We start from the raw sequence: 21603 nt of genomic DNA on the forward strand, positions 1-21603 counted from the left end.
CCCATCGTAGTCAGACGCCACGATGCGGCGCTGCACTGTACCGCTGGATAGGGTGTTTCTCGTGTTGATCGCAGGCTTTCCCGCCGGTCCGTGGGGCACCAACTGCTACGTCGCCGCCACCGGTCCGGGCACCGAGTGTGTCGTGATCGACCCCGGGAAGGACGCCGCCAAGGGCATCGAGGAGATAGTCCGGGAGCAGCGCCTCAAGCCGGTCGCCGTGCTCCTCACCCACGGCCACGTCGACCACATGTGGTCCGTGACGCCGGTGAGCAGGACGTACGACTCGACGGCCTGGATCCATCCCAACGACCGTCACCTCCTGGCCGACCCGCTCCAGGGCATCTCGCCGGAGTCGGCGCAGATGCTGCTCGGCATGCCGCAGGGGACCTACGACTTCGTGGAGCCCGACGACGTCCGCGAGCTCGCTGACGGCCAGGCCATCGACCTGGCCGGGATGAGCTTCCTGATCGACCATACGCCCGGGCATACCGAGGGGTCGGTCACCTTCCGGACTCCCTACCCCGACCACGCCGAGGTCAGTGACGTGATGTTCTCCGGCGACCTGCTCTTCGCGGGCAGCATCGGGCGTACGGATCTCCCCGGCGGTGACCACGCCACGATGCTGCAGTCCCTGACCACCAAGGTGCTGCCCCTCGCCGACGACATCGTGGTGCTCCCCGGACACGGCGAACAGACCTCCATCGGTCGCGAGCGCGCGACGAACCCATTCCTTCAGGACCTGATCACCACACCATGAACAAGCCAACACCGCTCTCCGGGTTCCCGGAGTTCCTGCCGAGCCAGCGCACCGTCGAGCGCGAGGTCATCGCGACCCTGAGCCGCACCTTCGAGCTGCACGGCTTCGGCAACATCGAGACCCGTGCCGTCGAGCCGATGGACCAGCTGCTGCGCAAGGGCGACACCTCCAAGGAGGTCTACGTCCTGCGCCGGTTGCAGGAGGAGGACAACGCCAGGGACAAGGGGATGGGGCTCCACTTCGACCTCACCGTCCCCTTCGCGCGCTACGTGCTCGAGAACGCCGGCAAGCTGGAGTTCCCCTTCCGCCGCTACCAGATCCAGAAGGTCTGGCGAGGCGAGCGCCCGCAGGAGGGCCGCTTCCGCGAGTTCGCGCAGGCCGACATCGACATCGTCGGACGCGACACCCTGCCGTTCCACCACGACGTCGAGGTCGCCCGAGTCATGCTCGAGGCGCTCGGCAAGCTGACCTTCCTGCCCGGGTTCACGCTCCAGGTCAACAACCGCAAGCTGATCCAGGGCTTCTACGCCGGTCTCGGCGCCCCCGACGTCGAGGAGACCATGCGGCTCATCGACAAGCTCGACAAGATGCCGGCCGAGGAGGTCGGCAAGCTGCTGGTCTCCGAGGCGGGGCTGACCGACGAGCAGGCGGCCAAGTGCCTCGAGCTCGCCACGATCACCGCCACCGACGACTCCTTCGTGGAGAAGGTCCGTGCGCTCGGGGTCGAGAGCGAGCTGCTCGAGGAGGGCCTGACCGAGCTGGCCACGCTGATCACCGCCACCGCGCCGCTCAACACCGATTCCGTACGCGTCGTGGCCGACCTGAGCATCGCCAGGGGCCTGGACTACTACACCGGCACCGTCTTCGAGACCCGCCTGGACGGCTACGAGTCGCTGGGCAGCATCTGCTCCGGTGGCCGCTACGACGCGCTCGCCAGCGACGGCAAGACCACCTACCCGGGCGTCGGGATCTCGCTCGGTGTGAGCCGCGTCCTGGTGCCCCTCGTGCAGAAGGGCGTGCTCGACGGCGACCGCAAGGTCCCGAGCACCGTGCTGGTCGCCGTCTCCGACGAGGAGAGCAGGGCCGAGGCCGATTCGGCGGCCCAGCAGCTGCGCGCCCACAATGTTGCCTGCGAGGTCTCGCCCAACGCCGCCAAGTTCGGCAAGCAGATCCGCTTCGCGGAACGCCGCGGCATCCCGTACGTCCTCTTCGCCACCGAAGGCGGCTACGAGATCAAGGACATCCGCACCGGCGACCAGGTCCCGGCCGACCCGGCCACCTGGACGCCGCAGAACGAGAGCGACCTGAAGCCCCAGGTCGTCGCGAACAACGAGGAGAAGAAGTGATCCGCACCCACGACGCCGGCACCCTGCGTGCCGAGCACGTCGGCCAGACCGTGACCCTCGCCGGCTGGGTAGGCCGTCGACGCGATCACGGCGGGGTCGCGTTCCTCGATCTGCGTGAGGCCAGCGGTGTGGTCCAGGTCGTCGTCCGCGACGAGGAGATCGCCCACGCGCTCCGCAACGAATACTGCATCAAGGTCACCGGCGAGGTCGTCGCGCGCACCGAGGAGAACCGCAACCCCAACCTCGCCACCGGCGAGATCGAGGTCGTCGCCAAGGATCTCGAGGTCCTCAGCGCGGCCGCGGCCCTCCCGTTCCCGATCGACGACCACGTGGAGGTCGGCGAGGACGTACGTTTCAAGCACCGCTACCTCGACCTGCGCCGCACCGCGCCCGGCAACGCCATCCGCCTGCGCTCGAAGGCCAACAAGGCGGCTCGCGACGTCCTGGCCGGTCACGACTTCGTCGAGATCGAGACCCCGACGCTGACCCGCAGCACCCCCGAGGGCGCCCGTGACTTCCTCGTCCCGGCCCGCCTGCAGCCGGGCTCGTGGTACGCACTGCCGCAGTCCCCGCAGCTGTTCAAGCAGCTGCTCATGGTCGGCGGCATGGAGCGCTACTACCAGCTCGCCCGCGCCTACCGGGACGAGGACTTCCGCGCCGACCGGCAGCCGGAGTTCACCCAGCTCGACATCGAGATGAGCTTCGTCGAGCAGGACGACGTGATCGCCCTCGGCGAGGAGATCGTCGCGGCGCTGTGGAAGCTGATCGGCTACGACGTGCCGCTCCCGCTGCCGCGGATGACCTACGCGGACGCGATGGCCAAGTACGGCTCCGACAAGCCCGACCTGCGCTTCGGCATCGAGATCACCGAGTGCACCGACTACTTCTCCGAGACGACGTTCCGCGTCTTCCAGGCGCCCTACGTCGGCGCCGTGGTGATGCCGGGCGGCGCGAGCCAGCCGCGGCGTCAGCTCGACGGCTGGCAGGACTGGGCCAAGCAGCGTGGCGCCAAGGGCCTGGCGTACGTCCTGGTCCAGGAGGACGGCTCGCTGACCGGTCCTGTCGCCAAGAACCTCTCCGAGACCGAAGCCGCGGGACTGGCCGCTCACGTCGGCGCCAACCCCGGCGACTGCATCTTCTTCGCCGCCGGTGCGCCCAAGTCGAGCCGCTCCCTGCTGGGTGCCGCCCGGCTCGAGATCGGCAACCGTCTCGACCTCCGCAAGGACGGCGAGTGGAGCTTCCTGTGGGTCGTCGACGCGCCGCTGCTCGAGCCGGCCTCCGAGGCCGTCGAGTCCGGTGACGTCGCGGTCGGCGCGGGGGAGTGGACCGCGGTCCACCACGCCTTCACCAGCCCGCAGGACGTCGAGAGCTTCGACAAGGACCCCGGCAACGCCATCGCCTGGGCCTACGACATCGTCTGCAACGGCAACGAGATCGGCGGTGGCTCGATCCGTATCCACCGCGAGGACGTGCAGAAGCGGGTCTTCGACCTGATGGGGATCGGCGAGGAGGCGGCCGAGGAGAAGTTCGGCTTCCTGCTCGAGGCATTCAAGTTCGGTGCCCCGCCGCACGGCGGCATCGCCTTCGGCTGGGACCGCGTCGTCGCCCTCCTCGCCGGCACCGACTCGATCCGCGACGTCATCGCCTTCCCGAAGACGGGTGCCGGTTACGATCCGCTCACCGCGGCCCCGGCGCCGATCACCCCCGAGCAGCGCAAGGAGGCCGGCGTCGACGCCAAGCCGGCTCCTGCGGCGCCCGGTGAGGGCGAATAGGCGAACTGAGCGCCCTTCACGCAGAGCCAACAGAGTCTCCGGGACCGGTCCGCCGGTCCCGGAGACTCTCGTCGTTCAGCGGTGAATGGCAAGAATCCCTCCCGATCTGCCGTATCACTGGTTGAAATCGGATCGTTACCGGTACGGGGCGCATCCGGGCAAAGGGATCACATAGAGTTCCATCCGTCGACCTCGTGGGTCGGACGCTGCCGTGCGACGGCGGCACCCACAAATACGACTAGACAGAGGAACCATGAGCGAATCGGCCACCGTGTTCGAAGGTGAAGAACTCTCGGGTGGATCGACACCTTCGTCTTCGCCTGAGGAGGCGAAGAAGTTCGCCGGCAAGTCACCGATGAAGCTGGCATGGATGCGGCTTCGCAAGGACAAGCTGACGATGGTGTCGCTGACAGTGGTCATTCTGGTAGTCCTGGCTGCGGTCCTGGCCCCCCTGCTCGTCAGGATGGGCGTGCTGGACCCGTTCAGCTACAACCAGGAGCTGCTCGACGCCAACACCATCCCCGAGGGCAGCTTCAGCGGCGCGAGTGCCGCCCACCCCCTGGGCGTCGAGCCCGGCACCGGCCGCGACGCGATGTCCCGGTTCTGGTACGGCATCACGTTCTCGCTGATCATCGCCCTCGTCGCTGCCATCCTGTCGGTGATCATCGGCGCGGTCATCGGGATCGTCGCCGGCTTCAGCGGTGGCTGGGTGGACGCCGGTCTGAGCCGCTTCACCGACCTGACCCTCTCCTTCCCCTCGACGATGATGCTGCTGGCGCTCTCGGCCCTCGGCCTCGAGCTCGTGCAACAGCTGACCGGCCTGCCCAACGGGCCGCTCGCGCAGGGGATCTACTGCACGGTGGTGCTGGCCATCTTCGGCTGGACCAGCACGGCCCGGGTGGTGCGAGGGCAGGTGCTCTCGATCAAGCAACGGGAGTTCGTGGAGGCCGCGATCGTCCTGGGTGCCTCCAAGCCGCGGATCTACTTCAAGGAGATCCTGCCGAACCTGTGGGCCCCGCTGCTGGTCCTGGTCACCCTGATGATGCCGGCCTACATCTCGGCCGAGGCAGCGCTGAGCTACCTCCAGGTCGGTGTGAAGCCGCCGACGCCTACGCTCGGCAACGTGCTCACGGACTCGTTGAAGTACGCACAGGTGGACCCGTTCTACTTCTTCATGCCCGCGATCATCATCGCGACGATCGTGATCTCGTTCAACCTTCTCGGGGACGGGTTGCGAGACGCCCTTGATCCCAAGGGTGACAGGTGAGCCTCGGGGCTCCGTCCACACACAGGTGACCCGCCCGGGACACCGTTACGGCGTCAGTTGTCAGAGGCTGACGGCGACCACACCAAGGAGAAACGAATGCTCAAGAAGCGAGCTAAGTACGTAGCGGTCAGCGCCGCTGGCGTGCTCGGTCTTTCGCTGGGCCTGGCTGCCTGTGGCGGCGGGGACGGCGGTGGCTCGAGCTCGGCAAACACGTTGACCATCGTCGCTGAGGACCCGATCGACCACCTGGACCCGCAGCGTATCTACGTCGGTGAGACCATCTCGCACACCACGCGTCTGGTCTACCGCAAGCTGCTCTCGAACCCGGCGTCGACCGACCCCAAGGTCTCGAGCAAGCCGATCCCCGACCTGGCGACCGACGAGGGCACCTCGACCGAGGGCGCCAAGACCTGGTCGTTCACCATCAAGGACGGCGTGAAGTGGGAGGACGGTTCCGAGATCACGTGTGAGGACTTCGCCTACGGCGCCTCGCGCAACTTCGCGGCCGACGAGCTCACCGGTGGTCCGGGCTTCTACCTGACCGCGAAGCTCGCGCTCAAGGGCGAGTACCCCGGCCCCTACACCGCGACCCCGGAGCAGCAGGCCGACTTCGACCAGGCGGTGACTTGCGACGGCAAGACCATCACCTACAAGTTCAAGTCGCCGTGGCCTGACTTCCCGCTGGCGATCTCGTCGCTGCACATGATGGACCCCTACAAGAAGTCCTTCGACAAGGGTGCCAAGAACGACGACAAGATCTTCTCCAACGGCCCGTACAAGGTCGACACCTGGAACGCCCAGAAGGGCGGCACCCTGGTGCGCAACGACGAGTACGACCCGGAGACCGACGACAAGTCGCTCCGTGAGGCGAAGCCGGACAAGGTCGTCTTCAAGTTCGGTGAGAAGGCGACGACCATCTACGAGAAGCTCTTCTCGGACAGCCCCGACTCGCAGGCGACCATCGTCAGCGGCTCGCGCGTCCCGCCGGAGTTCTTCCCCCGCCTCACCGAGGCCGGTGTCAAGGACCGCTACGTCCAGGTCCAGTCGCCGTACGTCGACTACCTGGTGCCGAACCAGAACCAGATGAAGGACCCGAACGTCCGCAAGGCGCTGGCCCAGGCGACCGACGTCGAGTCCTGGATCGCCGCCGGCGGTGGCGAGAAGGCCTACACCCCGGCCGACTCGATCGTGAACCCGGCCGTTCCGGGCTACGTGCCCAACCCGGCCTACAAGGACCGCAACCTCAAGGGCGACCCGGCTGCGGCGAAGAAGACCCTGGCCGACGCCGGTGTCAAGACGCCGTACCCGATCACCTTCTCCTACCCGCAGAGCGACACCGCTGACAAGCAGGCCGCCGCGCTGGTCGAGGGCTGGGAGGCCGCCGGCTTCAAGGTCACCCTGGACCCGCTGGGCGACGTCTACTACTCCAACATCCAGAAGCCTTCCAACAAGGCCGACGTGATGTGGGGCGGTTGGGGTGCCGACTGGGGCTCCGCGATGACCGTTACTGCCGCGCTGTTCGACAGCCGTCAGATCGAGAAGACCACCAACGGTCAGAACTACGGCAACTACAAGAACCCTGCGGTCGACAAGCTGTTCGACCAGGCCGCCAACTCCGCCACCATCGAGGAGCAGAACAAGTTCCTGCAGGAGGCCGACGCGGTCATGGGTGAGGACGTCGCCTACATCCCGCTGGAGATCGCGACCTTCAACTGGGTCCACGGCTCCAAGGTGAAGGACTTCATCACGACCGATGCCTCCTCGTCCTACCCGGACCTGGGCCCCATCGACGTCGAGGACTGATCCTTCAGCTCCGCAACACCGTCGGGGCGGCTCTCTGAGCCGTCCCGACCCTGGAGGCGGGGCTCGCAAGAGCCCCGCCTCCCCCATGTACCTGGACACGATTCCCCCCGGACGCCACCCCACGACGGTGGTCCGGCCGATCCAACGAAGGTGAGACCCACCGATGGTCGCCTACATCATCCGGCGCGTGATCGTCGGCTTGCTCATGCTGGTGGCGATGAGCTTCATCGTCTTCGCACTGTTCATGAAGAACCCGGTCGACCCGGCACAGTTCTCCTGCGGCAAGAACTGCCCCCCCGAGCGCATCGAGGAGACCCGTCAGGCCCTCGGCTACGACCAGCCCCTGCTGGTCCAGTGGGGCAACTTCGCGAAGGGCGTCGTCGTCGGCCGCGAGTACCCCGCCGACGAGGCGATGCGCGAGGCGAACCCCGAGCTGGTCACCGAGTGCGCGGCTCCCTGCCTGGGCTACTCCCAGCAGCTGCAGATGACGGTCAACGCTGAGATCGCGGAAGCAGCACCGATCTCGATCTCGATCGCCATGGTCGCGGTCACCATCTGGGTCATCTTCGGTGTTCTGTTCGGTGTGCTGGCCGCGATCGTCAAGGGCTCTCTCCTCGACCGCGGCGTCGTCGGCGCAACGCTGGCGCTCTACGCGTTCCCGACGTTCTTCGTGGGGGCGTTGCTGATCAACTTCGTAGCCATCAAGTGGGGGATCTTCCCGGCCCCCGGATACGTGCCGATAGCCGAGGGTGGTGTCGGGCAATGGCTGGTCCAGCTCATCCTGCCCGGGTTCACGCTCGCGGTGGTCTACATGGCGGGCTACGTACGCATGACCCGGGCGTTCGTTCTCGAGTCGATGAGCGAGGACTACATCCGCACCGCGAAGTCCAAGGGCGTCAAGAGTGGCAAGGTGCTGTTCAAGCACGCGCTGCGCGCGGCGCTGACCCCGCTGGTGACCATGTTCGGTCTCGACTTCGCTGCCGTCCTCGGCGGCGCGATCATCACCGAGGACGTCTTCAACTACTACGGTCTCGGAAAGCTCGCGGTGACCGCGAACGAGACCTACGACCTTCCCACGATCGTGGGCCTGGTGCTGCTCCTCGGGGCTCTGGTGATCATCGCCAACATCATCGTCGACGTCCTGTACGCCTTCATCGACCCGCGCGTGCGCGTCGCCTGAGGAGGATCTGATCCATGACTGACCTTTCCACGACGCCCGAGACGAGGCCGGCCAACGATGGCGCGTTCCTCTCGGTGCGGGACCTGAAGGTTCACTTCTCCACCTCCGACGGCATCGTCAAGGCGACCGACGGTCTCTCCTTCGAGCTCGAGCGCGGCAAGACGCTCGGCATCGTGGGCGAGTCCGGCTCCGGCAAGTCGGTCTCCAGCTCGGCGATCATGGGGCTGCACCGCGGCACCAACGCCATCCTGAGCGGCGAGATCATGCTCGACGGCGTCGACCTGCTCAAGGTGAGCAACGAGGACATGCGCAAGCGCCGCGGCCGCGACGTGGCGATGATCTTCCAGGACCCGCTCTCCGCGATGCACCCCTACTACTCGGTGGGCAACCAGATCATGGAGGCCTACCTGGTCCACAACAACGTGTCCAAGAGGGAGGCGCGCAAGCGCGCCATCGAGATGCTCGACCGTGTCGGCATCCCGCAGCCCGACCGTCGCGTGGACGACTACCCGCACCAGTTCTCCGGCGGTATGCGCCAGCGCGCGATGATCGCGATGGGGCTGATCAACAACCCGAGCCTGCTCATCGCCGACGAGCCGACCACGGCTCTCGACGTGACGGTCCAGGCGCAGATCCTCGACCTGCTCCAGGACCTGCAGCGCGACTTCGACGCCGCGGTCATCATCATCACCCACGACCTCGGTGTCGTGGCTGAGATGGCCGATGACGTACTCGTGATGTACGCCGGCCGCGCGGTCGAGTACGGCCCGTGCAAGGAGATCCTCACCCACCCGCAGATGCCCTACACCTGGGGCCTGCTCTCCAGCGTGCCGGATCTGACCGCATCGACCGAGGCCAAGCTGATCCCGATTCGGGGCAACCCGCCCTCGCTGCTCAACCCGCCGCCGGGATGCGCCTTCGAACCGCGCTGTGACCACGTTGCGAAGGTGGGCGGCGACCTGTGCCGGACGACCCTTCCCGACCTCACGCCGGCCAGCAGTGGTGGCAACCACACCAAGCGTTGCCACATCAAGAACGCCGACGAGGTCTACGAGGCAGAGATCCTGCCCGAGATCGCCCCTGACCTGGTGGAGGACTGATGAGCGACACCACGACCGCCCCTGCGGCCTCGGTCGCACCGGAGAGCACCGAGGCGGTGCTCTCCGTCGAGAACCTGAAGATGCACTTCCCGGTCAAGGGCAGTGGCGTGATCCGGCGTACGGTCGGGCACGTCAAGGCCGTCGACGGGGTCTCCTTCGAGGTTGCCAAGGGCAGCGCCCTCGGCCTCGTCGGCGAGTCCGGCTGTGGCAAGTCCACCACCGGGCGGATGGTGACGCGGCTGTACCAGCCCACCGAAGGGAAGATCAACTTCGAGGGCACCGACATCGCCAACTACTCGGGTAGGAAGCTGCACCCGATGCGTCGGGAGATCCAGATGATCTTCCAGGACCCGTCGACCTCGCTGAACCCGCGTCACACGGTCGGGTCGATCATCGGCGCGCCGCTGCGGATCCACAACATGGTGCCCAAGGACAAGGTGCTCAGCCGGGTCCAGGAGCTGCTCGAGCTCGTCGGCCTCAACCCCGAGCACTACAACCGCTACCCGCACGAGTTCTCCGGCGGCCAGCGCCAGCGCATCGGCATCGCCCGGGCCATGACCCTGCAGCCGAAGCTGCTCGTCGCCGACGAGCCGGTCTCCGCGCTGGACGTGTCGATCCAGGCCCAGGTGATCAACCTTCTGCAGGACCTGCAGAAGGAGTTCGACATCTCCTACCTGTTCATCGCGCACGACCTCGCCATCGTTCGTCACTTCTGCCCCGAGGTCGCGGTGATGTACCTCGGCAAGATCGTGGAGATCGGTGACCGCGAGTCGATCTACGAGCACGCTCACCACCCCTACACCCAGGCGCTGCTCTCCGCCGTGCCCGACGTGAAGCAGGCCGCGATCGGCGGCCGCCGTGAGCGGATCCGGCTGGAGGGCGACGTACCTTCGCCGATCAACCCGCCCTCGGGCTGCCACTTCCGCACCCGCTGCTCCATCGCCAAGGACATCTGCTCCGTGGTCGAGCCGCCGCTGCTGCAGATCGGCAAGAAGCACAAGGTCGCCTGCCACTTCCCGGGTGAGATCCACCAGCACCCGGAGAAGCCGATCACCGCGCCGCTCCTGGGCGTCGACGAGTTCGGTGCGCCGGACCCGGGTGCGAGCCCGGCGGAGGTCCCGGGCGACGGTCCGGGCTACGCCGACACCTGGTACGACCTGGCGAACAACTCGCGGGGTCGCTCCTGAGAATCTCCGGCGTATCGCCGAGATTACGAAAGACGGTCCGCAGCCTTTGGCTGCGGGCCGTCTTTGTTACGTATGTGTCACACGTCACTGTCGGTATCGAACCGTTACCTGTAGCCCCGCCCGAACCGCTGGAACTTGGCATACCTTGATGCAGCGCACCGGCTCGGGACGGCGCGAAGTGGTCTGTTCTTGGGCGTGACGAGCCTTGGCATCGAACGGAGATCCGAGCGTATGACTGTGTCCGAAGTGTTGATCCAGGGTCCTGATCCCGAGATCGATCCGGAACCGAGGTCGGGCGATGTCGCCGGCCGTTCGCCGATGCGGATCGCCATGGACCGCCTCCTCTCGGACAAGGTCGCGATGATCTGCGCCGGAATCGTGCTGCTCTTCGTCCTGATCGCCATCTTCGCGCCGCTGCTGTGCAAGCTGTTCGGCGTCGAGGTGCGAGCCGGCGACCCGGTCACCGACACCGACTCGTTCAACTACCCTGTCATCGGCCCGCCCAACTACGGGTTCACCTGGGAGGCGCCGCTCGGCCTGGAGCCCAACTCCGGCAACGACCTGCTCGCGGAGTGGTTCTACGGCGCGCGTACGTCCCTGCTGGTCGCCACGATCGCCACGGTCGTCTCGACCGTCGTCGGCGTGGTGCTCGGCCTGATCGCGGGCTACAGCCGCGGCTGGGGTGACCGGGTGATCACGTTCTTGATCGACCTCTTCCTCACGCTGCCGTTCCTGCTGGTCGCGATCGCGATCTCGCCGATGCTCGTGGAGCGTTGGCGGGAGAACCCGACGATGCTCGACAACGCCTCGCTGATCGCGCTCATCGTGATCCTCTCGATCTTCGGGTGGATGGGCCTGGCCCGGCTGATTCGCGGCGAGGTGATCTCGCTGCGCGAGCGCGAGTTCATCGAGGCCGCGCACGTCCTCGGGATGCCGACCCATCGGATCCTGTTCAAGGAGCTGCTCCCCAACCTGATCGCTCCGATCGTCGTCTCGTTCTCGCTGAGCCTGCCGGCCACGATCGCCGCGGAGGCAACGCTGGCCTACCTCGGCGTCGGTGTCACAGGACGCCCGTCCTGGGGACAGACGATCCTGCGCGCGCAGAACTGGTTCGACGAGTACCCCTTGTACCTCTACGCGCCGATTGTCGGGATCGTGGTCCTGGTTTTCGCGCTCAACCTGCTCGGAGACGCCATTCGCGACGCCTTCGACCCCAAGTCTTTCCGGTGAGCACGTCGTCGGAGAGAGGCATCAACCATGGAAGGTGGAGACCTACGATGCGATTGAAGAGAACAGTGATCGCCGCCAGTGCGATCGCTGCGCTGACGCTCACCGCTGCGTGTGGTGGCGGGGACGGCGGCGGCGAGGACCCGGCCGGCGAGTTCAAGGCCGGCGGCGGCGCCGGCGCGGGCAAGGACGCCACGGCCGAGGGGCCGCTGGAGATCCCGTCCGACGCCAAGAAGGGCGGCACGATCACCGTGCTGTCCAACAACGCCCCCCACACCCTGGACCCGACCCGGACGTACTACACCGACTCCGGTGCGATCATGTCCGGCCTGGTGACCCGCTCGCTGACGCAGTACGTCTACGACGAGGAGAGCGGCGACTCCGTTCTCGTCCCCGACCTCGCCACCGACCTCGGTCAGGTCTCCGAGGACGGTCTGACCTGGACCTTCACGCTGAAGGACGGGATCAAGTACGAGGACGGCACCGACGTCACCGCCGAGGACGTCGTCTACGGCATCAAGCGCTCCTTCGCCCTCGACACCCTGACCGACGGCCCGACGTACCAGACGACGTTCTTCAAGGACGGCGACAAGTACAAGGGTCCGTTCGCGGACACCGACGCCGAGCTGAAGAAGCTCCCCGACTACGACGCCAGCGCCGGCTGGTACGGCGGCGAGGACTACGACGGCGTCGAGGCCGACGGCAACAAGGTGATCATCCACCTGGCCCAGCCGTTCCCCGAGCTCGACTACTACGCCTCGTTCCCGGTCTTCTCGCCGATCCCCAAGGCCAAGGACAAGGACCCGCTGGCCTACGAGAGCCACCCGATGGCGACCGGGCCCTACAAGTTCGAGTCCTACAAGCCCGGCACCTCGCTGATGCTGGTCAAGAACGACCAGTGGGACCCCGACACCGACCCCGGCCGTATCCAGGCCGCCGACGCGTTCGACTTCAAGTTCGCCCAGGACACCGCGAAGCTCGAGAACCAGATCCTCGGTGACAAGGGCGCGGCGCAGACGATGATGACGTACGACGACGTCACGCCGCCGACCTACAAGTCGATCAAGGAGAGCGCGCCGGACAACCTCATCGAGGGCACCTCGCCGTGCACCTACATGTACCGTCCGGACCAGACCAAGATCAAGGACAAGAAGATCCGCGAGGCGATCAGCTGGGCCTACCCCTACCAGGCTGCCTGGAAGGCTTCCGGCGAGATCGTCGGCGTCACCATCCAGCCCGGCACCTCGCTCCTGCCCCCGGGCACCGCGGGCCGGGTCGAGTACCAGTACCCGAAGGGTCAGGACGGCCAGACCACCGACCCGGAGAAGGCCAAGGCGCTGCTGAAGGAGGCCGGGGCCGAGGGCTTCGAGCTGAAGTGGCACTACCAGCGTGACGACGAGAACTCGGTGGCCAAGAAGGACCAGATGGTCAAGGGCTTCGAGGCCGCCGGCTTCAAGGCGACCCCGGTGGCCTCGACCGACGAGACCTACCGCGACGACGAGAGCAACCTGGACGCTCCGGTCAACCTCCGCTACGGCGGCTGGTGCTCCGACTGGCCCTCGGGCGGCTCGTGGTTCCCGGCGCAGTGGATCGGCTCGAACGCCAACAAGCCGGGCATGCCGAACCCGACCAACTTCAAGGAGGCCGACGCTGACGCGAAGCAGGCCGAGATCCTGAAGATGGACGCCGACGAGGTTCCCGCGGCCTGGGGCGAGTTCGACAAGTGGATGCAGGAGACCTACATGGTCGAGATCAACGCCGGCTACGACGCGAACGCCTTCATCAAGGGCTCGCAGGTCGGCGGGGTCGTCAACGACCCGGTCAAGGGCATGCCGAGCTTCTCCATCATGTACCTGAAGTGAGGTGATCCGGCCGGCGCGGGTTCTCCCACGCCGGCCGGACCCAGCACGTCGGACACTGCAAGTCGGACCCAGCAGCTCCGGGCCAGCTCCCGGTGGAAATCTTTCTAGGAAGCGAGACCTCCGTCCCATGATCGGTTTTGTCGTACGCCGGTTGATCTCAGCGGCGCTCGTGCTGTTCGTGATCTCGGTGGCGGTCGTCGCGCTCTTCACCTATGGCCCGAGTGACCCGGCGGACGCGATGTGCCCCGAGCCCAAGTGCACCGCCGAGCGTCAGGACGCGATCCGGGAGGCGCTCAACCTGGACGCTCCGCTCCATGTTCAGTACGCCGAATACATGACCGGCATCGTCAAGGGTCGCGAGATCGCGTTCGGCTCCGAGTCGTACGACTGCGAGGCTCCGTGCTTCGGGGTCAGCTTCATCTACCGGGTCAATGTCTGGGACGACATCAAGGACCGGATCGGGCCGACGGTCTCGGTGGCGGTCGGCGCCGGCGTCACGATCCTGCTCATCGGTGTGCCCATCGGAATGTTCGCGGCCGGGCGTCGGGGGACCTCGGCGGACAAGGCCGTGATCGGCGCGACCCTGGTGATCGAGTCGATTCCCTACTATCTGTTCGTCCTGCTCGCGTTCCTCTATCTCGCGGTCAGCGCCGGGATCTTCCCGCAGGAGGGCTACCACCCGCTGACCGACTCACCGCTGAAGTGGGCATGGGGCCTGATGCTGCCCTGGCTCGCGCTCGGCCTGGTGAACTCCTCCAAGTACGCCCGGTTCACCCGTGGCTCGATGATCGAGGCCTTCAACCAGGACTACGTCCGGACGGCGCGCGCCAAGGGGCTTCCAGAGCGCAGGATCGTCAACAAGCACGCGCTGCGTGCGGCCGTCGTTCCGATCGTGACGATCTTCGGCATCGACTTCGGATCGCTGCTGACGGGCACCATCTTCACCGAGCTCATCTTCGGCATCCCCGGCCTCGGTCTGCGGGCGCTCAACGCGGTCAGCCAGAGCGACCTGCCGGTCATCGAGGCGACCACGCTGATCTCCGCCTTCATCATCGTGGTCACCAACCTCCTGGTCGACCTCTTCTACAGCGTGCTCGACCCACGCGTACGGCTCAGCTGACCCCCGCCCCTGTCGGCTGAGTCTGTCGGTGCCGACCACTAGGGTTGGCGTGTGGACGGGTTGTTTGAGATGGGGGCTGGTGCCGGCGCCTCGCGCGGCGGGTCGCTGAGCCACAGCGACCATGCGGCCGCGCCGCTGGCGGTGCGGATGCGGCCGCGTACGCTCGAGGAGCTCGTGGGCCAGAGCTCGCTCAAGGCGTCCGGGTCACCGCTGCACCAGGTGGTCGAGGGCGGACAGTCGCTCTCGCTGCTGCTGTGGGGGCCGCCGGGGACCGGGAAGACGACCATCGCCTCGATCGTGAGTCGCTCCACCGACCGCCGCTTCGTCGAGGTCTCCGCGGTCTCGGCCGGGGTCAAGGAGGTCCGCGCGGCGATCGACGCGGCCCGTGCCGAGCTGGTCGCGACCGGCAAGGAGACGGTGCTCTTCGTAGACGAGGTCCACCGGTTCAGCAAAGCGCAGCAGGACGCGCTGCTGCCGGGCGTGGAGAACCGCTGGGTCACGCTGGTCGCCGCCACCACGGAGAACCCTTTCTTCTCGGTGATCTCGCCGCTGCTGTCGCGCTCGCTGCTGCTGCGGCTCGAGTCGCTCACCGACGACGACATCCGTGGCGTACTGCTGAAGGCGGTCGAGGACGAACGCGGCCTCGGCGGCTCGGTGACGCTGACGGACGAGGCGCTCGACCATCTCGTACGCCTCGCGGGCGGCGACGCACGGCGGTCGCTGACGTACCTGGAGGCCGCGGCGGGAGCTGCGTCCGGGGGGAAGATCACCCTCGAGGCCGCCGAGCGGGCGGTCGACCAGGCGGCGGTGCGCTACGACCGGCAGGGCGACCAGCACTACGACGTGGTCAGTGCCTTCATCAAGTCGGTGCGCGGCTCGGACGCCGACGCTGCGCTGCACTACCTGGCGCGGATGATCGAGGCGGGGGAGGACCCCCGGTTCATCGCCCGCCGGCTGATGATCCTCGCCTCCGAGGACATCGGCCTGGCCGACTCGACCGCGCTGCAGACCGCAGTGGCCGCGGCCCAGACGGTGCAGCTGATCGGGATGCCCGAGGCTCAGCTCACCTTGGCGCACGCGACGATCGCGCTCGCCGTCGCGCCGAAGTCCAACGCGGTCACCAACGCCATCTTCGCCGCTCGCGCCGACGTCGCGGCCGGGAAGATCGGCAACGTCCCGCCACATCTGCGCGATGCTCACTACGAGGGCGCGAAGAAGATCGGGCACGGGGAGGCGTACAAGTACGCCCACGACGAGCCGTTCGGCATCGCGACGCAGCAGTACGCACCCGACGCCGTGGCCGACGCGGAGTACTACCAGCCGACCACCCACGGAGCCGAGGCCGGAGTGAAGGAACGTTGGGAGCGTGTCCGGAAAATCGTGCGCGGACAGGATGGATAGGGTAGGCGCACGATGACGAACTCGAGCATGCCCGGGTGGGCGCTGGTGGCGACGCTGACCGCGGTGGGGGTCCTGGTCCTCATCTCGCTGGTGGTCGTGCTGCTCGCGCTCCGGGCGCGCCGCGCCGCACGGCGCCGGCTCGAGGAGGCCGAGGCCAGCGAGGCCGAGCTGCGCGAGCGGCTCGAGGCGCTGGAGAAGCGGCTGGCTCCGGCCGAGCCGGTCGGCCGGCGGCGGCGCCGGGAGGCCGCCGAGAGAGAGTATGTGATCACCTCCCTCGGGGAGGACGGCGAGCCTGCCGAGGTGGAGCAGGTGGTGCAGCGTACGTTGACCGCACCCGCCTTCGCGGACGCAGTGTTCCGGGAGACCGTCGTGCACGGTGCCGCGCTGGTCCACGGGGTGCGCCGGGCGCTCTCGCCCGAGGTGCGGTTCAAGATCCGCTACGAGATGCACCGCGAGGTCAAGCGGGCACGCAAGGACCGGAAGAGCGAGATGCGCGAGGCGCTGCGCGAATACCGTGCGCGCCAGCGCGCGGCAGTTGACGAGGACATACGTATGGAGGACTCCCGATGAGGGGCGCGATCTGGTTCGTGGTCGGTGCGGGTGCGGGCGTGTACGCGATGGTCAAGGGGCGGCGGGCCGCGGAGGCGTTCACCGCCGACGGCCTGCGCGACCGGGCCCAGGCGCTCGGCGTCGGCGCGCGGATCTTCCGCGACGAGCTGGCCACCGGCAAGGCCGAGAAGGAGCTCGAGCTTCGCGAGTGGATCGAGACGACCGGAGCGAGGTCGGGCGGCGAGCTTGCTCGTCCGCCCGCGCCGAGCGAGGGAGTGACCGCGCGCAGCGCGGAGGCCCGCACTGCGGGGCCGAAACAGATTGGCGCCGCGGGTGTCGGTCAGCAGAGACTTGGATTGACAGGGCCCGAGAACGAGGCCCAGCAGAACACGGAAGGCAGTAACCCCTGATGGAGTGGTTGAGCACGGCGGAGATCCGCCGCCGTTTCACGGCGCATTTCGCCGAGAACACGAGTGTCGGCGAGCACACGGTGGTGCCGTCGGCATCGCTCCTGCTCGACGACCCCAACCTGCTCTTCGTCAACGCAGGCATGGTGCCCTTCAAGCCCTACTTCCTGGGCCAGGCGACCCCGCCCTACGACCGGGCGACCTCGGTGCAGAAGTGCATCCGTACGCCCGACATCGAGGAGGTCGGCAAGACCACCCGCCACGGCACCTTCTTCGAGATGTGCGGCAACTTCTCCTTCGGTGACTACTTCAAGGAGGGCGCGATCACGCTCGCCTGGGAGCTGGTCACCAAGTCGGTCGCCGACGGTGGCTTCGGCTTCGACGAGTCGGTCCTCTACCCCTCGGTGCTCAACGGCGACGAGGAGGCGGTCGCGCTCTGGAAGAAGATCTCCGGGCTGCCCGACGACCGCATCGTGCGGCTGCCCCCGAGCGAGAACTACTGGTCCATGGGCGTGCCCGGGCCGGGCGGTCCGTGCTCGGAGATCCTGATCGACCGCGGCCCGGAGTTCGGCGCCGACCGTGACTGGGACGCCGGCGACCGCTACCTGGAGTTCTGGAACCTCGTCTTCATGCAGGACAACGTCGTCGCGGCGCGGTCCAAGTACGACGTCGACATCGACGGCCCGCTCGCGCAGACCGGCATCGACACCGGCCTCGGCCTCGAGCGCGTCGCCTACCTCATGCAGGGCAAGTCCAACATGTATGAGACCGACGTCGTGTTCCCGGTCATCGAGAAGGCGATGGAGCTGACCGGGAAGAAGTACGGCGCCTCCTACGAGGACGACGTCCGCTTCCGGGTCGTCGCCGACCACGTGCGCTCCTCGCTGATGCTGATCGGCGACGGTGTGACCCCCGGCAACGAGGGCCGCGGCTACGTCCTGCGCCGCCTGATGCGTCGCGCGATCCGCAACATGCGCCTGCTGGGCTACGAGGACCCGGCGATGCCGGAGCTGTTGCCGATCTCCCGCGACAAGATGGGGGAGACCTACACCGACCTGCACACCGGTTGGGACCGGATCAAGCGGGTCGCCGACGCCGAGGAGGAGGCCTTCCGCAAGACCCTCGCGGCCGGCACCCAGATCTTCGACCTGGCCGCGACCGAGGTGAAGTCGAGCGGATCCACCACGTTCACGGGTGCCAAGGCGTTCCAGCTCCACGACACGTACGGCTTCCCGATCGACCTGACCCTTGAGATGGCCGCTGAGGCGGGCCTCGAGGTCGACGAGCCGGGCTTCCGTGGCCTGATGACCGAGCAGCGCGAGCGGGCCAAGGCCGACGCGCGCGCCAAGAAGGGCCAGCACGCCGACGTGTCGGTCTACCGCGGCATCCTCGACAGCAACGGGCCAACCGACTGGCAGGCCTACACGACCCTCGACACCGAGTCGAAGCCGATCGCCCTTCTCAAGGAGGGCAAGCGGGTCGACGTGCTCGGTCCCGAGGAGATCGGCGAGATCGTCCTGGACCGCACCCCGTTCTACGCCGAGTCCGGTGGCCAGTCCGCCGACGCCGGCATCATCGAGTTCGACGGCGGCCGACTCGAGGTCGTCGACGTGCAGCGGCCGGTCAAGGGCCTCGTGGTGCACCAGGTCCGGGTCGTCGACGGCGAGTTCCACGGCGGCGAGTCCCTCGTGCACGCGCAGGTCGACCCCGAGTGGCGTCTCGGCGCCCGCCAGGCCCACTCCGGCACCCACGTGGTGCACGCGGCGCTGCGCGAGGTGCTCGGCCCGACCGCGCTGCAGTCGGGTTCCTACAACCGCCCGGGCTACCTGCGTCTCGACTACGGCTGGACCAAGGGCCTGACGCCTGCGCAGATGCACGAGATCGAGGAGGTCTCCAACAACGCGCTCCGGGCGGACCTGCCGGTCTCCTGGGACTACATGACGCTGCCGCAGGCCAAGGAGTGGGGCGCGATCGCGCTCTTCGGCGAGACCTACGACGACTCCAAGGTGCGCGTCGTCGAGATCGGCGGCCCCTGGTCGCGTGAGCTGTGCGGTGGCACCCACGTGGACCACTCCGCCCAGATCGGCACCATCGTGGTCACCTCGGAGGCCTCGGTCGGCTCCGGCAACCGGCGCATCGAGGCCTACACGGGCGTCGAGGGCTTCAACTACCTCGCCCGTGAGCGTGACGTGGTCTCCGAGCTCAACCTGCTGCTCAAGACGAAGTCCGACGACGTCGTCGGCCGGGTCTCCGACCTCATGGAGCGGCTCAAGGCCGCCGAGAAGGAGATCGCCCGGGCGCGTACGGCACAGCTGCTCGCCTCCGGTGGCTCGATCGCGGCCTCCGCGGTCGACGTCAACGGCGTCCAGCTCGTCGCCCAGCGGGTCCCCGGAGTCAGCGGCGGCGACGCACGCACGCTCGCCCAGGACGTACGCGCCCGGCTCGGTGACGCGCCGGCGGCTGTGGTCCTCATCGGGGACGCTGACGACAAGGTCGCCGTCGTGGCCGCGGTCAACCCGGCCGGCATCGCCAAGGGCGTCAAGGCGGGTGACCTGATCAAGGAGCTCGCGCCGGTCGTGGGTGGTCGGGGCGGGGGCAAGCCGGACTTCGCCCAGGGCGGCGGCACCGACGTCTCCAAGATCGACACTGCGCTCGGAATGGTCGCGACGCTGGTCGCGCAAGCCTGATGCGGCACGGCGTACGCCTCGGTCTCGATCCTGGCGACGCCCGGATCGGCGTCGCCAGGAGTGACCCCACGGGGTTCCTGGCGACGCCGCTCGAGACGGTCAAGAAGGGCCGCGGAGACCTCGCCCGTCTGCAGGCGATCGTCGCCGAGATCGCTGAGGAGTCGACGATGCTCGAGGTGGTCGTCGGGCTGCCCCGGTCCCTCAAGGGAGGGGAGAACCCGGCGACTGCTAAGGTCCGGGACTTCGCCGCGTCCTTGGCGCGACGAGTGGCCCCGGTCCCGGTTCGCCTTGTCGACGAACGACTCACCACAGTTTCCGCGGAGGCTATGCTCCGAGACCGGGGGCGCAAGGGTCAGGACCGCCGAGCCGTGGTGGACATGGCCGCGGCGGTTGTGATCCTGCAACACGCATTGGACAGTGAGCGCGCTTCGGGGACCGCGCCTGGAGAGATCGTTGAGGTCGGTCATTGAGTGAGCGCTACTACCCCCCGGACCCGCGCGACCCGCGTCGCCCTGGCCAGGGGTCATATGGTCGCGATCCGCGCGGTGGCCATCCGCCACGGCAGCAGCCTCCGCAGGATCCCCGCGACCCACGCCGGATGCCGCCGCAGATGCCGGGGCAGATGCCTCCGCAACAGGGCCAGCCGGGCCGGCGCCCGGGGCCTCGTCCGGTGCCCGGTGCCGGCACGCCCCCGCCGGGCTACGGCCGGCAAGAGCCGCCGCAGCGGCCGGGCGGCTACGGCGGGCCGACCTACCAGCAGCAGCCTGCCTTCTTCGAGGGCGGCCCCGCCGACCACGACCCCTACTTCGACGAGGAGCCGCCCAAGCGCAAACGACGCTTCGGTGGCTGTCTGGCCGTGCTGGTGGCGATGGCGGTCGTCCTCGGCGGGTTCTACTTCGTGGGCGACCGGGCCATCGACTACGTCAAGGACATGGTCGCGCCGCCGGCCGACTACCCGGGACCCGGCACCGACCCCGTCTCGTTCGAGGTGCACGAGGGTGACTCGGTCTCAGCCGTCGGCCGCAACCTGAAGGAGGTCGGCGTGGTGGAGTCGGTCGACGCCTTCATCGAGGCGGCCAACGCCGAGGGGCTGACCGTCCAAGTCGGTTTCTACCCGCTGAAGAAGCAGATGAAGGCCGCCGACGCCGTCGAGATCCTCGCCAACCCGGAGAACATCGACACGGTCAACGTGACCATCACCGAGGGGTCGCGCGCCAAGGCGATCTACAAGGTGCTCGCCGAGAAGACCGGGAAGAAGCCGGCCGAGTTCAAGAAGGCCGCCCAGGACACCGAGGCGATCGGTCTGCCCGACTACGCCGAGGGCAACGTCGAGGGTTACCTGTTCCCGGCGACGTACGCCTTCCCGCCGGACGCGACGCCGACCGAGATGCTGGCGATGATGGTCGACCGGTGGGAGCAGGCGCTCGGCGACAACGACATCGAGGCGCGCGCCAAGCAGCTCAAGTGCGGTGGCGGCAAGGCGTGTACACCCGAGCAGATCATGACCGTGGCCTCGCTCGTGGAGGCGGAGGGTCGCGGCGACGACATGGCCAAGATCGCCCGGGTCATCTACAACCGAGTCGAGAATCCCGGCACGGCCGGCCAGGCGGGCTTCCTGCAGATCGACGCGACGGTCAACTACGCGCTCGGGAAGTCTGGAAGCACCGAGCTCGGTGGCGTCAATGTGCAGTCCGTCGACTCGCCCTACAACACCTATACCAACAAGGGCCTGCCTCCGGGGCCGATCGGTGCGCCGGGTGATGAAGCGATCCAGGCCGCGCTCAACCCGGCGGAAGGTGACTGGTACTACTACGTGACCGTCAACCTGAAGACCGGCGAGACGAAGTTCGCCAAGAACTATGACCAATTCTTGAAGTTCAAGGCCGAGTACAAGGACTACTGCGCAACCGAGTCCAAGAGCTGCTGAGGAGAAGACCT

Annotated in this window: 17 protein-coding genes; all 17 read left to right on the plus strand. The window is 67.6% G+C overall.

Annotated elements, in window-relative coordinates:
• The first annotated feature begins 61 nt into the window (after positions 1–61).
• On the plus strand, positions 62–757 hold the full coding sequence (locus ABTX24_RS21905; RefSeq protein ID WP_160022892.1) for an MBL fold metallo-hydrolase: 696 nt from the start codon (positions 62–64) through the stop codon (positions 755–757).
• Positions 754–2103: a histidine--tRNA ligase gene (gene hisS / locus ABTX24_RS21910; RefSeq protein ID WP_350842560.1), complete on the plus strand. Its 1350-nt coding sequence runs from the start codon at positions 754–756 to the stop codon at positions 2101–2103. Before ABTX24_RS21905 ends, hisS begins: the two co-directional genes overlap by 4 nt.
• Positions 2100–3875 (plus strand): aspartate--tRNA ligase, encoded by a 1776-nt coding sequence (gene aspS / locus ABTX24_RS21915; protein WP_350842562.1) that lies wholly within the window; start codon positions 2100–2102, stop codon positions 3873–3875. Before hisS ends, aspS begins: the two co-directional genes overlap by 4 nt.
• A 253-nt stretch (positions 3876–4128) precedes the next feature.
• Positions 4129–5142 carry an ABC transporter permease gene (locus tag ABTX24_RS21920; RefSeq protein WP_350842564.1) on the plus strand — a complete coding sequence of 338 codons (1014 nt, stop codon included), beginning with the start codon at positions 4129–4131 and terminating at the stop codon, positions 5140–5142.
• 96 nt (positions 5143–5238) lie between these two features.
• Positions 5239–6945, plus strand: coding sequence for an ABC transporter substrate-binding protein (locus ABTX24_RS21925; RefSeq protein ID WP_350842566.1), 1707 nt, complete (start codon positions 5239–5241; stop codon positions 6943–6945).
• A gap of 163 nt (positions 6946–7108) precedes the next feature.
• On the plus strand, positions 7109–8125 hold the full coding sequence (locus tag ABTX24_RS21930; protein WP_350842568.1) for an ABC transporter permease: 1017 nt from the start codon (positions 7109–7111) through the stop codon (positions 8123–8125).
• Positions 8126–8139: 14 nt separating this feature from the next.
• Positions 8140–9225, plus strand: coding sequence for an ABC transporter ATP-binding protein (locus tag ABTX24_RS21935; RefSeq protein ID WP_350842570.1), 1086 nt, complete (start codon positions 8140–8142; stop codon positions 9223–9225).
• Positions 9225–10412: an ABC transporter ATP-binding protein gene (locus ABTX24_RS21940; RefSeq protein ID WP_350842572.1), complete on the plus strand. Its 1188-nt coding sequence runs from the start codon at positions 9225–9227 to the stop codon at positions 10410–10412. Before ABTX24_RS21935 ends, ABTX24_RS21940 begins: the two co-directional genes overlap by 1 nt.
• Before the next feature lie 231 nt (positions 10413–10643).
• Positions 10644–11642: an ABC transporter permease gene (locus ABTX24_RS21945; protein WP_350842574.1), complete on the plus strand. Its 999-nt coding sequence runs from the start codon at positions 10644–10646 to the stop codon at positions 11640–11642.
• A gap of 47 nt (positions 11643–11689) precedes the next feature.
• On the plus strand, positions 11690–13501 hold the full coding sequence (locus ABTX24_RS21950) for an ABC transporter substrate-binding protein (RefSeq protein WP_160022910.1): 1812 nt from the start codon (positions 11690–11692) through the stop codon (positions 13499–13501).
• Between the two features lie 127 nt (positions 13502–13628).
• Positions 13629–14621 carry an ABC transporter permease gene (locus ABTX24_RS21955; RefSeq protein WP_160022912.1) on the plus strand — a complete coding sequence of 331 codons (993 nt, stop codon included), beginning with the start codon at positions 13629–13631 and terminating at the stop codon, positions 14619–14621.
• 69 nt (positions 14622–14690) lie between these two features.
• Positions 14691–16022, plus strand: coding sequence for a replication-associated recombination protein A (locus tag ABTX24_RS21960; RefSeq protein ID WP_160028814.1), 1332 nt, complete (start codon positions 14691–14693; stop codon positions 16020–16022).
• Positions 16023–16034: 12 nt separating this feature from the next.
• Positions 16035–16592, plus strand: coding sequence for a hypothetical protein (locus ABTX24_RS21965; protein WP_350842576.1), 558 nt, complete (start codon positions 16035–16037; stop codon positions 16590–16592).
• Entirely contained in the window at positions 16589–16981 is a 393-nt protein-coding gene (locus ABTX24_RS21970) for a DUF6167 family protein (protein ID WP_350842578.1), read from the plus strand. The genes ABTX24_RS21965 and ABTX24_RS21970 overlap by 4 nt, the downstream gene beginning before the upstream one ends.
• Before the next feature lie 8 nt (positions 16982–16989).
• Complete coding sequence (gene alaS / locus ABTX24_RS21975; protein WP_350842653.1) at positions 16990–19665, plus strand: alanine--tRNA ligase; 2676 nt, start codon at positions 16990–16992, stop codon at positions 19663–19665.
• Entirely contained in the window at positions 19665–20135 is a 471-nt protein-coding gene (gene ruvX, locus ABTX24_RS21980; protein WP_160022920.1) for a Holliday junction resolvase RuvX, read from the plus strand. Before alaS ends, ruvX begins: the two co-directional genes overlap by 1 nt.
• A gap of 152 nt (positions 20136–20287) precedes the next feature.
• Positions 20288–21592 (plus strand): endolytic transglycosylase MltG, encoded by a 1305-nt coding sequence (gene mltG, locus ABTX24_RS21985; RefSeq protein ID WP_350842580.1) that lies wholly within the window; start codon positions 20288–20290, stop codon positions 21590–21592.
• The last annotated feature ends 11 nt before the right edge of the window (positions 21593–21603 follow it).

The organism is Nocardioides sp. NPDC127514, assembly GCF_040302125.1.
GTDB lineage: Bacteria > Actinomycetota > Actinomycetes > Propionibacteriales > Nocardioidaceae > Nocardioides.